The sequence below is a fragment of the Arthrobacter sp. DualSoilB13 genome, assembly GCF_055389195.1.
This window is the reverse complement of record NZ_AP035865.1, coordinates 700,736-715,105: the sequence shown is the minus strand read 5'-3', so window position 1 is coordinate 715,105 and position 14,370 is coordinate 700,736. Positions and strand designations below refer to the sequence as shown.

Annotated in this window: 14 protein-coding genes; 11 read left to right on the top strand and 3 right to left on the bottom strand. The window is 62.1% G+C overall.

Annotated features, from left to right (window positions below):
* The gene (tgt, locus tag ACZ5J0_RS03490) at positions 1 to 1,311 is read left to right on the top strand and encodes a tRNA guanosine(34) transglycosylase Tgt (RefSeq protein ID WP_464094187.1); all 1,311 of its coding nucleotides are present in this window, start codon (positions 1 to 3) and stop codon (positions 1,309 to 1,311) included.
* Between the two features lie 83 nt (positions 1,312 to 1,394).
* A complete protein-coding gene (locus tag ACZ5J0_RS03485; RefSeq protein WP_464094186.1) occupies positions 1,395 to 2,324 on the top strand; it encodes a type IV toxin-antitoxin system AbiEi family antitoxin domain-containing protein in 930 nt (309 codons plus the stop codon).
* 69 nt (positions 2,325 to 2,393) lie between these two features.
* Here ACZ5J0_RS03485 and ACZ5J0_RS03480 read toward each other — a convergent pair whose 3' ends face one another.
* Entirely contained in the window at positions 2,394 to 3,104 is a 711-nt protein-coding gene (locus tag ACZ5J0_RS03480; RefSeq protein WP_223941754.1) for a queuosine precursor transporter, read from the bottom strand.
* Between the two features lie 199 nt (positions 3,105 to 3,303).
* On the opposite strand from ACZ5J0_RS03480, the gene ACZ5J0_RS03475 reads away from it, so the two are divergent.
* From ACZ5J0_RS03475 to ACZ5J0_RS03460, 4 genes are all read left to right on the top strand, one after another.
* Positions 3,304 to 4,520 (top strand): IS3 family transposase gene (locus ACZ5J0_RS03475; protein WP_464094185.1). Its coding sequence is split into 2 segments (ribosomal slippage): positions 3,304 to 3,568 and positions 3,568 to 4,520, totalling 1,218 coding nucleotides; the frame shifts between segments, so codons are not numbered across the junction.
* A gap of 167 nt (positions 4,521 to 4,687) precedes the next feature.
* Complete coding sequence (locus ACZ5J0_RS03470) at positions 4,688 to 5,350, top strand: TetR/AcrR family transcriptional regulator (RefSeq protein ID WP_464094184.1); 663 nt, start codon at positions 4,688 to 4,690, stop codon at positions 5,348 to 5,350.
* The gene (locus tag ACZ5J0_RS03465; protein ID WP_464094689.1) at positions 5,347 to 6,246 is read left to right on the top strand and encodes a TIGR01777 family oxidoreductase; all 900 of its coding nucleotides are present in this window, start codon (positions 5,347 to 5,349) and stop codon (positions 6,244 to 6,246) included. Before ACZ5J0_RS03470 ends, ACZ5J0_RS03465 begins: the two co-directional genes overlap by 4 nt.
* The gene (locus ACZ5J0_RS03460; RefSeq protein ID WP_142936695.1) at positions 6,243 to 6,689 is read left to right on the top strand and encodes a hypothetical protein; all 447 of its coding nucleotides are present in this window, start codon (positions 6,243 to 6,245) and stop codon (positions 6,687 to 6,689) included. The genes ACZ5J0_RS03465 and ACZ5J0_RS03460 overlap by 4 nt, the downstream gene beginning before the upstream one ends.
* A 43-nt stretch (positions 6,690 to 6,732) precedes the next feature.
* Here the strand turns inward: ACZ5J0_RS03460 and ACZ5J0_RS03455 are convergent, their stop codons facing one another.
* Positions 6,733 to 7,458, bottom strand: coding sequence for a methyltransferase family protein (locus ACZ5J0_RS03455; protein WP_464094183.1), 726 nt, complete (start codon positions 7,456 to 7,458; stop codon positions 6,733 to 6,735).
* A gap of 214 nt (positions 7,459 to 7,672) precedes the next feature.
* On the opposite strand from ACZ5J0_RS03455, the gene ACZ5J0_RS03450 reads away from it, so the two are divergent.
* The 5 genes from ACZ5J0_RS03450 (at position 7,673) to ACZ5J0_RS03430 (ending at position 13,140) form a co-directional block, all read left to right on the top strand.
* Positions 7,673 to 9,076 carry an MFS transporter gene (locus ACZ5J0_RS03450; RefSeq protein WP_464094182.1) on the top strand — a complete coding sequence of 468 codons (1,404 nt, stop codon included), beginning with the start codon at positions 7,673 to 7,675 and terminating at the stop codon, positions 9,074 to 9,076.
* A gap of 120 nt (positions 9,077 to 9,196) precedes the next feature.
* The gene (locus ACZ5J0_RS03445; protein WP_166841351.1) at positions 9,197 to 9,859 is read left to right on the top strand and encodes a response regulator transcription factor; all 663 of its coding nucleotides are present in this window, start codon (positions 9,197 to 9,199) and stop codon (positions 9,857 to 9,859) included.
* The gene (locus ACZ5J0_RS03440) at positions 9,856 to 11,268 is read left to right on the top strand and encodes a sensor histidine kinase (RefSeq protein ID WP_464094181.1); all 1,413 of its coding nucleotides are present in this window, start codon (positions 9,856 to 9,858) and stop codon (positions 11,266 to 11,268) included. Before ACZ5J0_RS03445 ends, ACZ5J0_RS03440 begins: the two co-directional genes overlap by 4 nt.
* Complete coding sequence (locus tag ACZ5J0_RS03435; RefSeq protein WP_464094180.1) at positions 11,261 to 12,238, top strand: TAXI family TRAP transporter solute-binding subunit; 978 nt, start codon at positions 11,261 to 11,263, stop codon at positions 12,236 to 12,238. Before ACZ5J0_RS03440 ends, ACZ5J0_RS03435 begins: the two co-directional genes overlap by 8 nt.
* Positions 12,239 to 12,303: 65 nt before the next feature.
* Positions 12,304 to 13,140, top strand: coding sequence for a hydroxymethylpyrimidine/phosphomethylpyrimidine kinase (locus ACZ5J0_RS03430; RefSeq protein WP_446698031.1), 837 nt, complete (start codon positions 12,304 to 12,306; stop codon positions 13,138 to 13,140).
* 95 nt (positions 13,141 to 13,235) lie between these two features.
* Here ACZ5J0_RS03430 and ACZ5J0_RS03425 read toward each other — a convergent pair whose 3' ends face one another.
* Positions 13,236 to 14,168 carry a cytochrome b/b6 domain-containing protein gene (locus ACZ5J0_RS03425; RefSeq protein ID WP_464094179.1) on the bottom strand — a complete coding sequence of 311 codons (933 nt, stop codon included), beginning with the start codon at positions 14,166 to 14,168 and terminating at the stop codon, positions 13,236 to 13,238.
* Positions 14,169 to 14,370: the final 202 nt, after the last annotated feature.

Sequence of the window (14,370 nt, the reverse complement as noted above, 5' to 3'; positions counted from 1 at the left end):
GTGCCAGCTTCCTCATCTGCCCCTGCATCTTCCCCTGCGCTGCCCGGTTTGTCCCGCCGGCAATCCGAGTTCTCCTTTTCGGTGGGCCAGCGCCTGACCGAGACGTGCTCGCCGTCGGACGCCCAGATAGCCGCCAACGGCGGTTCTTTCCTGGGCCGCACCGGAACCATCACCACGCCGCACGGAACCATTCAGACGCCCGCGTTCATCGCCGTCGGAACCAAAGCCACGGTCAAAGCCGTACTGCCCGAGTCCGTTGCGGACCTTGGCGCGCAGGCCGTGCTGGCCAACGCGTACCACCTGTACCTGCAGCCGGGAGCGGAAATCCTGGACGCCGCGGGCGGACTGGGTGCCTTCATGAACTGGTCCGGGCCGACCTTCACCGACTCCGGCGGATTCCAGGTGATGAGCCTGGGCTCGGGGTTCAAGAAGGTCATCGATATGAAGAATGTGGACAGCTCCGGGCCTGATGACGCTGTGGCTCCGGGCAAGGAACGGCTGGCACACATTGACGACGACGGCGTCTGGTTCAAGTCGCACCTCAACGGGGACCGGCACCGCTTCTCCCCTGAGATTTCCATGCAGGTACAGCACCAGATCGGCGCGGACATCATGTTTGCCTTCGACGAACTCACCACACTGCAGAACTCGCGGGCGTACCAGGAGGAGTCGCTGGAACGGACCCGGTTGTGGGCGCTGCGGTGCCTGGAGGAGCATGCTTCCCTAACCGCCTCCCGCGAGGGCAAGCCGTACCAGGCCCTGTTCGGGGTGATCCAGGGAGCCCAGTATGAGGACCTGCGCCGCACGGCATGCCAGGACCTCGGCGCCATGCCCTTTGACGGGTACGGGATCGGCGGTGCGCTGGAGAAGGAGAACCTGGGCACTATTGTGCGCTGGTGCAATGAGGAATTGCCGGAGAACAAGCCACGGCACCTGCTGGGCATCTCCGAGCCGGACGATATCTTCACGGCAATCGAGAACGGCGCCGACACTTTTGACTGCGTCTCCCCCACCCGTGTGGCCAGGAATTCCGCGTTCTACACGCCCTTTGGCCGGTTCAACCTGTCCGGGGCTAAGTACAAGGCCGATTTCGGACCACTGCAGGATGGCTGCGACTGCTACACGTGCGTGAACTACTCGCGCGCGTACATCCATCACCTGTTCAAGGCCAAGGAAATGCTCTCGGCAACGCTCATCTCCATCCACAACGAGCGCTTCGTGGTGAAGATGGTGGACGACGCCCGCCTGGCCATCGACTCCGGGGAGTTCTTCGAGTTCAAGGCGGAGACGCTAGGCCGGTACTACTCCTAGTCGCGCCGAGATCGCCGGAGCCGTTGTCCACATAACGACGGCGGGGGCTACTTTCGGCGTCCAGCCTGCCTGAGGCTGGGGTGATGAGTCAGAAACCAACTGCTACCCTCCCCCAACTTGGAGCCCTTTGGCGCACCAGGCAGCTCAATGAACTGGGACTCAGTTCACGGGCAATCGGCACGCTGGTCCGCCAGGGTGACCTCATCCGAGTGCGCCACGGCTGTTATATACGCCGCGCGGCATGGGCAAATCAGCCGGATGACGTCCGCGGCAAGCTACTGATCCACGCACATGCACACGGAACCCTCACCACGTCCACCGACGGCTACGTTTATAGCCACACGTCGGCGGCGAGGCTGCACGGACTTTTTCTGTGGAACGTGGATCAAACCATCCACGTCACACTTCCCACCAACCCATCCAGTGAGCGCCTCGGCAAAGATGTTCGCGGGCACAAACTACGGTTGCCGCCTTCCCAGATCACCACTGTGGAGTTCCTCCGGGTCACCGACCTTGAGCGGACTGTTCTGGACTGTGCCAAGACTCTGAATTACCGGCAAGCGTTGATCATCATGGATCACGGGCTGCGGCTCGGAGCGGACAAGCAGCTCATGCAAGCCCACTCAGGTACTTTCTCCGGACGACGAGGCTGCCGTACCTTGCAGAGATGCCTGGCCAATGCTGACCCCAGTTCCGAATCTCCTGGCGAAACTCTGTGCAGGGAACTACTCGCCCGCCTCAAATTGCCCATGCCCACGGCGCAAGTGGAAGTGCAAAGTCGGGTTGGTCGGCACCGGATGGACTTCGCATGGAAGAAAGAGAAGGTGGCCCTTGAATTCGACGGGGAGGTCAAGTACTTCAAGTACGCCCGGACTGACCGGGTGATCTTTGAGGAACGACGCCGGGAGAAGGCCTTGGTAGAGGACGGCTGGTTCTTCATCCGGGTGGAATGGAAGGACCTGTTTCAGGAGCAGGAGTTCAAAGGGCGTGTTCTGAAAGCGCTCAGGAGATGAGGGTGGCCAGAGCAGCGCGAGAACGCCGGAGCAGCGAACTCACACGTTTCCGGCGAACTCAGCACAAGCCTAGGCTGCGGCTGCCCCGTAGCTCGGTTCGCGCTTCTTGATCCAACCAACCACCAGCACAGTGACCGGTACGAACAGGAACTCCACGGCGGTCTTGTACACGAAGCCAACCAGGACGTAGTTCAAGAACGAACCCGCGTCAGTGATGCCAATGACGGACGCTGCGATGCTGCAGAAAATCAGGGTGTCCACGAATTCGCCCACCACGGACGAGCCCATCAGGCGCGCCCACAGGCTCTTTTCGCCCGTGCGGGCCTTCATCTTCACCAGGATCCACGAGTTGATGGTCTGTCCTGCCAGGAATGCGAGCAGGGAAGCGAGCACGATCTGAGGCACGGGACCAAGGGCGCCCTCAATGGCAGCCTGCTTGGCGGTTCCGTACTCGTCGTTGAAGCCGGGCAGCACGATGATGATCCAGTAGCAGAGCGAGGCGAAGACCGACAACGCAAAGGAGGTAATGATCGCTTTGCGGGCAACTTTGAAGCCGTAGACCTCGCTCATCACGTCGCCCAGGATGTAGGCGATGGGGAAGAGGAAGAACCCGCCGTCGGTGATGATCGGCCCGAGCACAACGCCCTTGGAGGCGCCGATGTTGGACAGGATCAGCACCACGGCCATGATGGCCAGCATGATGCCGAAATACGGGGAGCCGATCGACGCAAAGCGCGGCGCGGGCTTGCTCAAGGTACTGGAGCCTGAGGGCGAGGGCATGGGTCATCCATTTCGTAGTGGTTCGCGCAGGCCCCCTTATTGAGGGTGCCCCGCTGTATTAGCACTGTGGTTGGTGGGGCATTCGGCCCGGCACCGGTTCCATTCTCCCACCACGCACCCTCTCTCACATCCCACCCCCTTTCGGGCCACTGCGGCCGTATGGTTTTCTGAGACAGGTTGATGGGAGATCGACTTCAGAATGACTGGTCCTAGAAGAAAATATGATGCGGCTTTCCGTAAGGAAGCTGTGCAGCTGGTGTTGTCCTCGGATCGTTCAGTGAAGCAAGTCGCTGACGAGCTCGGGGTTAAGGAGAGCACGTTGGGGAACTGGCTTCATCGGCACCGGGGAAAACATCAGGACGGTCCTGCTCTAGAGCCTGTGGACCCGGGCCCGGTGTCCTGGGATGAACACCGGAAAGCCTTGGCTGAGAACGAGAGATTGAAGGCCGAGGTCGAGTTCTTGGGAAAAGTCAGCGCCTTCTTTGCCGCGAAGCAAAAGTAGAGGACTTCTACGAGTTCATCGAAGCGGAGAAGGCCAACCATTCCGTGGCCTGGCTATGCCGGGCGTTGAAGGTTTCCAGGGCCTCGTTCTACCGATGGCGCAACCCGGCCGGGCCATCCCCGCGGGCAGTACGGCATCAGGATCTCGCCGCCGCGGTTACCGAGCTGTATAAGGAGGAGAAGGGCCGTGCCGGCCGGGACCAACTGACCCTGCTTTTGAACGAGAAGGGAGTGCGGGTCTCGGCCCCCACTGTCGGGGCGATCATGCGTGAGCACGGGCTGCGGGCCGTCCGCACCCAGGCCTGGAAGGCAACTACCGTCCAGGATCCGCAGGCCAAAACAGCCCACATCGAGAACCACATGCTCGATGCAGAGGGCAAGCGGGACTTCACCTCAACAGTGCCCGGAACCCGCCTGGTCGGTGACATCACCTACCTGCGCACGGGTGAGGGCTGGCTCTACCTGGCTACGGTGATCGATCTTTTCTCCGGCATGGTCATCGGCTGGTCCATGGCCGGGCACATGCGCGCGAGCCTGTGCACCGCGGCGCTGCAAATGGCCCGCAACCACGGCCACCTGACCGGGGCCTCGGTGGTGTTCCATTCGGACCGGGGCACCCAATACACCTCGGATGAATTCCAGAAATGGTGCGGCGATAACTCGGTGACGCAGTCCATGGGGAAAGTCGGGGTCTGCTGGGACAACGCCGTCGCGGAGAACTTCTTCTCCCACCTCAAAACCGAGTTCTACCACCACCAACGCTACGGCTCCCGACTCGCCGCCCGAACCGGTGTCATGGAATACATCGAGGGCTGGTACAACCGCCGCCGGCCCAACCGCCGAGCCGGCGGCATACCACCAGCCAAAGCCCACACCAACTACCAAACCCGCGCCCAGCAACCCCTGGCCGCCTAACCAAAAACAACAACGAGACCTGTCTCAAAAACTTGACGACCGCACACCTTCTCTCACATCCCGCGGGCCTAAACCAAATGCTCGCTCACTCAAACTTTTGAACACGTTCAGAACTCGTGACATACTCATTCTTGAACACGTTCAAAACTTCACGCAGGGAGCAGCTGATGGCAGCAAAGAGTGAACAGACCCGGCGACTGGTGGCCGATGTGGCGCTGAAGATGTTCCGTGAGATCGGCTTCGAGAAGACCACAATGCGCGCCATTGCACAGGAGGCCGGAGTGTCGGTAGGTAACGCCTACTACTATTTCGCTTCCAAGGACGAGCTGGTCCAGGAGCTGTACATCCAAGTCCAGGATGAGCACGCCGTAGTTGCGGCGCAGGCCCTCGAAGGGGTTCAGGATCTCGCGGGGCGCCTGAAAGCAGTGCTGCACACCGGCGTCGACGTCATGTCTCCGTACCACCAGTTCGGTTCCGACTTCATCGCGACGGCGATCCGGCCGTCGTCGCCCGTCAACCCGTTTGGCGAGGCGTCCACCGCCGCCCGCGAGGCCTCACTCGCGATCTTCCGTTCCGCCGTCGACGGTTCCTCCCCCGCCGTCGCCAAGAAACTGCGCGGCGATCTGCCCGAACTGCTGTGGTTGGCGTACATGGGCGTGGCGCTGTTCTGGGTTTATGACCGGTCCGAAGGCCAACGCCGCACACGCAAACTGATCGACGGCGCTGCCCCGCTGGTGACGCGCGGCCTGTCGCTGGCGAAGATTCCCGGCGTGAGCAAAGTGCTCGACGACGTTTTGGGGCTCGTACGCAGCGTCAAGGAAGACTCATAATGCCGCGGACGGTGGTGATCGCAGGTGCTTCCGGCTTCATTGGCAGTTACTTCAGGCGTCGGTTTCTTGAAGAAGGCTGGCAGGTCAGGACGGTGGGGCGGGACGCTTCGGCTGACGCACAATGGGACGACGACGGCGCCATCACCAAAGCGCTGGACGGCGCCGAACTGCTGGTGAACCTCGCCGGACGGTCTGTGAATTGCCGTTACGACGAGAAGCACCGGCGGGAGATTCTGGACTCCCGGGTTCTGACCACGCGTGCATTGGGCCGGGCTGTGGCTGCTTGCGCCGAACCGCCCCGGACGTGGATCAATTCGAGTACGGGAACCATCTATAGGCATGCGGAAGATCACCCACAATCAGAGGTTTCGGGCGAACTGGGCAGCGGGTTCTCCGTGGATGTGGCCCGCGCTTGGGAGAACGAGTTAGCGGCTGTCGTTGTGCCGGCTACGCGGAAGGTTCCGCTACGCATTGCGATCGTGTTGGGTTCCGGCGGGGTCATGAGCCCCCTCAGGAACCTGGCCAGGCTCGGCCTTGGTGGGCACATGGGCCCGGGCACGCAGAAGTTCAGCTGGATCCATGTGGAGGATTTGTTCCGTGTGGTGCTATTCATCCACGCGGATGCCGGAGTGACGGGTCCGGTGAACGCGGCGTCGCCCTACCCCGTGGACAACCGGGAGCTGATGTCACTGGTTCGCCGAAGCATGGGCGTCTCGTTCGGTATTCCCACTCCAGCGTGGCTGCTCGAGGCCGGAGCCGTTCTGATCCGCACGCAAACGGAGCTGGTGCTGAAGAGCAGATGGGTGGAGCCCCGCAAGTTGCTCGACGCAGGATTCTCTTTCCAGTACCCCGCCCTGGCTGGTGCGCTGAATCAGATCGCCAAGGCGTCCAGATGAGCGCGACTAACTCTCCGGCATTATGGCCCTACGATGCCAAGGACCGCGTGGTCCTGGGGTGGAAGGGACTTTTAGTTGGCATTCTCGTGGCCGACGTTGCATTCTTTCTTTTCTGGGCGATACCGTCCTTGAGTTCAACCCCAAGTCACGCCAGCTACACGCTGTCCATTACGCTCGCCGCAATGATCATCGGGTTTATCCCCATCGGTGCAGTTGGCGTAGCCGTGGCGTGGCCTTTGGGTCTGGCCCTCCGGCCTGTCCGCAACCAATGGCTCCACGTCGCAGCATTCTTCGCAGCCGGGGCAATTATTTGCGTCCCGTTCGGTGGTTTCTGGAGCGCCACAGCATGGGCCTTTCCGCTGAGCATTGCCTTCGCTTCAGGAATCGCCCGACTATCCGTGTGGAAACTCGTCCGCACCAACCACCAACGCTCGCTCACATAACCACCCCTTCAGCCGAACCCTCTCTCACATCACTCGTAGGTGGTCATGAGTCACGAACCCTAGCCTGTTGTTCGGGAGTATGTGTCTTCGCATTGTCCCTAGCCCTCGCCGCCGACGCTGGCGGCGTGGCTAGGTGGAAGCTGGTGCGAATCAACCAGATGGGCGAGCCCACATAGCGGGGAACGTCTCTCTGATAGTCGGCATAGGCCTGGCCGAATCGCTCCCTGAGCATATTTTCTTCCCACAGCGCGCCCAGATGTTCCACCAGCATTCCAGCAGGCAAAGTCACCAGGGCCCAAGCGGAACCCCTGGAAACCGCCACACCTGAGTGAATCAGCCACCACCCCAAATAAATCGGGTGGCGGCTCGCCGCATAGGGTCCGCTGGTCACCAAACCTTCGGGGTGGCCCAGAGCAAAGCTTCCAGTCGTTTTACGCCGGCGCTCCGCAACAGCCCAAGCGGTGATTCCCGCGCCGGTCAGCGCTAAGCCCACACCGGCCGCCCGGCGTCGGACGTCGCACCCAAGGTGAGCGTCGCGCCCAGGGACGGAGGCGGGATGCACACGATCGAGGACTACATCCAGCACCAGGCCCACAACCTGCCCTGGTGGCAGCGGAATGCTGGCTGCCTCACGTTTCACCGCGCGGGCGGTTCGTAGAACTGCACCCATGCCAAGAAGATATCCCCGGCCGCCCGGGAAAGCCACAGCCGAACCGGCAGCCGGGAATCCTGTGGCGAGCGCCCGCCGTCGAGCACTAACCGACGTCACCCGAAACCTAAGGAAGTGTTAGGAAATCCCCCGCGGACTAGGGCTGTGCCGTGCATCACCCATAGTTTGGAACATGTCCTCTTCACCCCGGAGGGCCTTTCTTAGTCAACGAAGAGCCATGCGCAAGGACGCCATGAGCACGAGCTTCATGGACAGAACGAACTCATGCAAGACACGGCCGTTGCAAAACGCTGCCGTCCAGGAAGGTTCATTGATGAGCACCCAACAAGCTGCACCTCTGAGCGAAGCCGCCCAGACACGCAAGGCCGTGAGCAATATCCTCAAGGGCTCCGCGGGCAACCTCGTGGAGTGGTTCGACCTCTACGTCTATACGGTTTTCGCGGCGTATTTCCAGTCGCACTTCTTCAACTCCTCGGACGATCTGCAGGCAGGCCTTGAGGCGATGGCTGTCTTCTCGACGTCGTTCCTCATGCGTCCCATCGGTAGCTGGTTCTTCGGCCGCTATGCCGACCGGAAGGGCCGCAAGGCTGCGCTGACGCTCAGCGTGACGCTGATGTCGGCCGGTTCCTTCGCCATCGCGATCCTGCCGACGCAGGACGTGATCGGCCTCTGGGCCCTGATCCTGCTGGTGTTCATCCGTGTGGTGCAGGGCTTCTCAGTTGGCGGGGAGTACGGCACCAGCGCTACCTACATGTCCGAGGCGGCGACGGCCAAGCGTCGAGGCTTCTTCTCCAGCTTCCAGTACGTGACGCTGATTGGCGGTCAGATGCTGGCACTCCTGGTGCTGGTCATCCTCCAGAACACCATGAGCAAGGAAGACCTGACAGCGTGGGGCTGGCGGATTCCATTCGCCATCGGTGGCGTCGCTGCTTTGGTTGTTCTCTGGCTCCGCCGTTCCATGGAAGAAACGCTGTCCTCCGATCAGCTCCGCGCCGCCCACGTCAAGGTTGAGGGCGAGGCCCAGCCTGGCACTATGAAGCTCCTGCTCACCAAGCACTGGAAGCCACTGCTCATCTGCATCGGCATCACCCTTGGCGGCACCGTGGCGTTCTACACGTACACCAACTTCATCCTGAAGTTCATGAACGATACATCCGGCATCGCCAAGACCGATACCTCAGTGATCAACTTCTGGGCGTTGTTGATCTTCATGCTGCTGCAGCCTGTGTACGGCCTGATCTCGGACAAGATTGGCCGCAAGCCCTTGCTGATCTGGTTCGGCGTGACCGGCGTGCTCTTCACGTGGCCGCTGCTCTCCACCCTTTCCGGCACCAAGGATCCGTTCGTGGCGTTCCTGCTGATGTTCGGCGGCCTGCTGATGGTGGGTGGCTACACGTCCATCAACGCGCTGGTGAAGGCTGAACTGTTCCCGGCATCCATCCGTGCCCTCGGCGTCGGGCTCGGATACGCGATTGCCAACTCGCTGTTCGGTGGCACGGTTCCGCTGATCGGTGCGGCCCTGCAGAAGTCGGGTCAGGTGGACATGTTCTTCACCTACGTCACCGCCGCGATCTTCATATCGCTGCTGGTGTACATCTTCGCGTTGAAGAACAAGAAGCCCACGCACTTGGATGCGGAGCAGGGCAACGCCTTCGTGGCCAAGGGCACCGCAAAGGAAACCGACGACGACGGCATGAAGGCTCGCGTCGACGCCTAGCCTGCCTGCCTTGTGAGGCCCGTTCTGCGCACTTTGGATACTCCGAAGGGCGCAGAGCGGGCCTCGCAACGTTAAGCTCTAGTAGCGGATCAGCCCACAGCAAGCCAAAGGACCTAGACAGTGCACGTGCTCATCGTCGAGGATGACGACGCCATGGCGTCGGCCTTGAGCGCTGCCGTCGCCTCCGCTGGCCACAAGCACACCCGGGTTTCCCGCGGCGAGGACGCACTCCTGGCCCACCGCCAGCACGAGGTCATCCTCCTTGACCTCGGCCTTCCGGACCTGGATGGCTTGGATGTCCTGCGGAAGCTCCGCCAGGTCACGCAGATCCCCATCCTGATCCTGACGGCCCGCGACGACGAACGCAGTGTGGTTCTTGGACTCCGTTCGGGAGCGGATGACTACCTCGTCAAGCCGGTGAAGCTCGTGGAATTGCTGGCCAGAATCGAGGCCGTGACGCGCAGAACCAATCGGGCGGGCAATGCAACGCCGCACAGCATCGTGCTCGGAGAACTGGAAGTAGACCTCGATCGCCGCACGGCCGCCGTCGGGGAAAGACAACTGGCCCTGACCGCCACGGAGTTCGACCTCCTGAGCCTCCTCGTCAGGAACGCAGGCTCGGTTGTCACGCGTGAGCAGATCCTTGACGCGCTCTGGGGCGACGCCTTCCTGGCCCACTCACGTTCTTTGGACGTGCACCTGACCGGCCTCAGGTCCAAGCTCCAGCTTCCCGGTTTCATCATCAATGTCCGCGGTGTCGGCTATCGCGTCGAGCAACCGTGAAAGTCCGAGTTCTCGGCATCCTGAGCCTGCTGGTGGTGATCATCGTGGTGACGGTATCCAGTGTGATCCTGACCTCGGCCAGCCGGGAACTCACCCAGGAACTACAAATCAACCGCGTCGCAGCCCTGAACCGCTTTGCGCAACTGGCCAGCGAAGCTGCGGAGGATAACGACACCACCCAACTCCAGCGCGAGATGGACCGATACTCAGAGCTATATGATGAAGGAATTCTGATCCGGCTCCAACAGAAAACCCTCCGTTCCGGCGGCCTCAGCGAGGACCAGCCCGAGGTCAGGGATGCTCTGAACCGGGCGAGCCTCAACCTCAGCGACACCACGCTCAGCCCCATCCGTGCCTTTGGCTCCGGCGGGGACACTATTTCAAGATCTTTCGGCACCGCCAGCCAGGTACTCGGCGAGGTAGTCCTTGAAGTGGACCTCGACGCGGCCCGGCAGAAGCTACGGGAGCGCTGGCTCGCCGTCGGAACCGCCGCCTTGGCGCTGGGTGCGCTGCTCCTGCTGGCGGCATCGCGCATCACTGCCTGGGTCCTTCGCCCGGTGCACAGACTGAGCAAAGCTGTCCACGAGTTGGAATCCACGGGCAAAACCAGCCAGCTTCCTGAAGCCGGTCCGCCTGAGCTGCGCGAGCTGAGCCGCTCCTTCACCACTATGGCCGACGCCGTGACCGAAAGCATGGAGTCGCAGCGCCGGCTCATTGCCGACACTTCACATCAACTCCGGAACCCTGTTGGCGCGCTGCGCCTGCGCATCGATCTGCTGCAGCTCGCCTTGCGCTCGGAACCCGAGAAGGAGGCAGCCGCCGGCGTCGTTGCGGAACTCGAGCGGGTGGAGGAAATGCTCGACGGCGTGCTGAAGCTGGCTGCGGCGGAACACCGCGCCTTTGAGGGGGCTACGCGCGTGCAAAAAGCAGAGCACAAACGCCTGGCCGTCATCGACCCCTACCCGGTCCTGCAGGGTGAAGTGGAAAGGGCGGCGCCGGCCGCTCACCGTGCAGGATCGCAGCTGACGTTGTTGGCCCCAACCTCGGAAAACCACATCATGTGCGACCCCGACGAACTCGCGCACATGGTGGGCGAACTCCTCACCAACGCCATAAAGTACGCCCCCGCTGCGCGTATCTCCGTGGCGACCCAGCCAACGCAAGGCGGCACCGCCGTCGTGATTTCCGACGGCGGGCCCGGCCTCCCAGCCGAGCAACTGGCCGCGTCCACCACCAGGTTCTGGCGGGCGCCGCAGCACAGCAAGATTCCCGGCAACGGTCTGGGCATGACCATCGTGGAGCGGCTGGCGCAGGCAAACGGTGGGCGACTGATCCTGGAGCCGGGCGATCCCCATGGCCTGACGGCCCGCCTCGAGTTCGTGAAACCCAAGGAGGGCACGCATGCCTGACTTACCCAGGTTCTCCCGGCGGAACGCCCTCAAAACCGCCGTCGCGATCGGCCTGGGCGGCAGCCTGCTCGCGACGACCACCGCCTGCACGCCGGAGGAACCCCTGCAGGAGCTCACGGTTGCCGGTGGTGAATCCGGTGGCTTCTATCTGGAGTTCGCCACTCTCCTGGCAGGCCTGTTGCAGCGGGAGCGCATCGCCGAAAGGGCCGTCGCATTGACCACTGGCGGCAGTCTGGAGAACATCCAGCGGGTCTTATCCGGCGAGGCGACGTTCGCCGTCGCACTGGCAGATGCAGCAGCCCAGGCCGCTGCCACCAGCCGGACCGGAGAGGGTTTGGTGGCGCTGGGCAAGGTGTACCAGAACTATGTCCACTGCATCGTCCGCGAAGACAGCGGGATACGGACCCTGGCAGACCTCTCCGGGAAGACCGCGGGCGTGGGCGAAGTGGGCTCGGGGACCACCCTGACCGCTGGACGCATCCTGACTGCTGCGGGACTTTCCGAGCCGCCCCGCGCCGTGAAGCAAGTGAACCTCGGCCTAAACCAGGCCCTGGCCTCACTGCAGGACGGTTCGATTGATGTGATGATCCAATCGGGAGGAGTGCCCACCGCTCCCATCGCTGCCGCAGCAAAGGACATTGGACTTCGGCTACTGGATATTTCCGAGCTCATCCCGGCGACGCGGGCTCAGTCGGGGTTCTTTTACGATCGCGTCCTGATTCCCGCAAACAGCTATGGCAACGCTCCCGCCGTCTGGACGGTGGGCGTTGCCAACCTACTCCTGTGCCGCAGGGACCTTGCCGACCATGTTGTTCGGCAAACTGTGGAGGTGCTGGTGGAACAAGCCCAGGATCTGGTTCCCACATCCAGCACCGGCGTGCAATTCCTTAGCCCGGAGACGCTCATCAACACCGCGGGTATCCCGCTGCATCCGGCGGCCGAAGCTGCCTACAGGGCGCTGCACGGCTAGGACTCACGAGCACCTTTCACGGGCCGGAATCGGCGTACGACCGGGAAACTGGCAAAATGGAAACCATGACTTCAGCCGTTGCCCCTGCCATTGCCCTGACCATTGCCGGCTCCGAAGCGACCGGAGGCGCCGGCGCACAGGCCGACCTCAAGACCTTCCAGGAACTCGGCGTGTTCGGCATCGCGAACCTCACCTGCATCGTTTCCTTCAACCCGAAGGACAACTGGAACCACCGTTTTGTGCCGGTGGACCAGCAGGTCATCGCAGACCAACTGGAGGCCACGACGGCGGCCTACGGTGCCGCTTCCGGCGCACCATCGGTGCTGGACACCGTCAAGATCGGCATGCTCGGAAGCCCGGCAACCATCAGCACGGTGGAGAAGGCGCTGACTGATGGCGCGTTCAAGCACGTGGTGCTGGACCCGGTGTTGATCTGTAAGGGCCAGGAACCGGGACACGCGCTGGACACCGACCAAGCTTTGAAGGCACAAATCCTGCCGCTGGCTACCTTCGTGACGCCGAACCACTTTGAAGCCGAGTCCCTGTCCGGGCTCACCATCACGGACGAAGAGTCCCTCAAGGCTGCCGCCGTTCGGATCCACGAAATCAGCGGCGCAGCAGTCCTCGCCAAAGGTGGGGTGCGGCTGGAAGGCCCCGACGCCGTCGACGTTTACTACGACGGTGAGACGCTGGAGGTCCTGCGCGCCCCGAAGGTTGGCGAAGTGGCCGTGTCCGGTGCCGGCTGCTCGCTTGCTGCCGCTGTGACCGCCGAACTGGCCAAGGGCGCGACGCCCCTTGAAGCCGCCCGCACCGCGAAAGCTTTCGTGACTGCCGGTATCAAGAACCGGGTGTCCTCCGGCGCTCCGTTTGATGCACTGTGGCAGGGTGGGGCTCTGTCCTAGCCTCTCTCGCTACAGACACAAGCAGCCGCCCCGGAAACACTTCCGGGGCGGCTGTTTTCTTTGCGCGAAGTTTTCTTTGTGCGAACGCGGGGACGCTAGCGCGAGACCTTGCCCATGAGGGAGGCAATGGGCCGCAGGAACAGTGGTCTGGCCAGGAACCAGGCCGCCGCGGTGAAGACAATGGAAGCCGCGAAGATGCCGAAGCCCCACCAGCTGTTGTTATCGTCAGTGGACGCGTACATGTGGTTGAGGTTCCTCAGCGCGCCGGTTGCCAGCACCAGCGTGACGTGGACAATCACGAAGGCCACGAAGTAGATCATCACTGGGAAGTGGATCTTGCGGGCAAGCTCGATTGGGTAGAACTTGTTGATCGCTGCCTTCTTGGGCCACGCACCGGACATCCTGATTCCGGTAATGATGGCCAGCGGGGCCGCGATGAAGACCGTGATGAAGTAGGTCAGGAGCTGCAGGCTGTTGTAGTTGTTCCAGCCGTTTTCGACGGGCCAATTCAGCGAGGCGTATTGCAGGCCTGCTGAGACCGCGTTCGGGAAGACGTCCCAGTTGGTGGGGACGATGCGCAACCACTGGCCGGTGGCGAAGAGGAGCACGATGAAGATGACGCCGTTCAGGACCCAGAGTGCGTCCAGCGTCAGGTGGAACCAGAGATCCAGGCTGATCTTGGTGGGTGGGTTCTTGGTCTTGATGAGACCTTTGTTGTTTCTGGTCCAGTTGGCGGCCGGGCGGGTGGTGGTGCGTACCTGCCAGCCCGAACGGATGATCAGAACGATGAAGAACATGTTGAGGAAGTGCTGCCACCCGAGCCACGCGGGGAAGCCAGTGGGGGTGCCCTCGGGAATGGCCGAGTGCCCGGGGTAGTCCACCAGGAACTGCTGCACGGGCTGAAGGGTCCGGAGCCATTGAGCAACGAGCACCAGGATCAGTGCCACCACCAAAGCTCCTGCGGTGACGACGACGGGCTTGAACCACCTGTTCGACGTGATCCCGGACGACTTGCTTGAAACGGACATCAGGCCGCGTTCCTCTCTGGCTTGTTTGGCTGCGACCAGTTGGCGCTATATAGCGATTCAACCAGTTGCAGCCCGACGGTAAAAACGGCACCCGGGTTTCGGGGCGTCCTGCGTCAAAAATCGCAGCATTCGGATACATGCCGCAATGTGTATTTCTAGAACAGACTTCCAGAATTATTTCCCGCAGTTCAAGGCTCAGTCA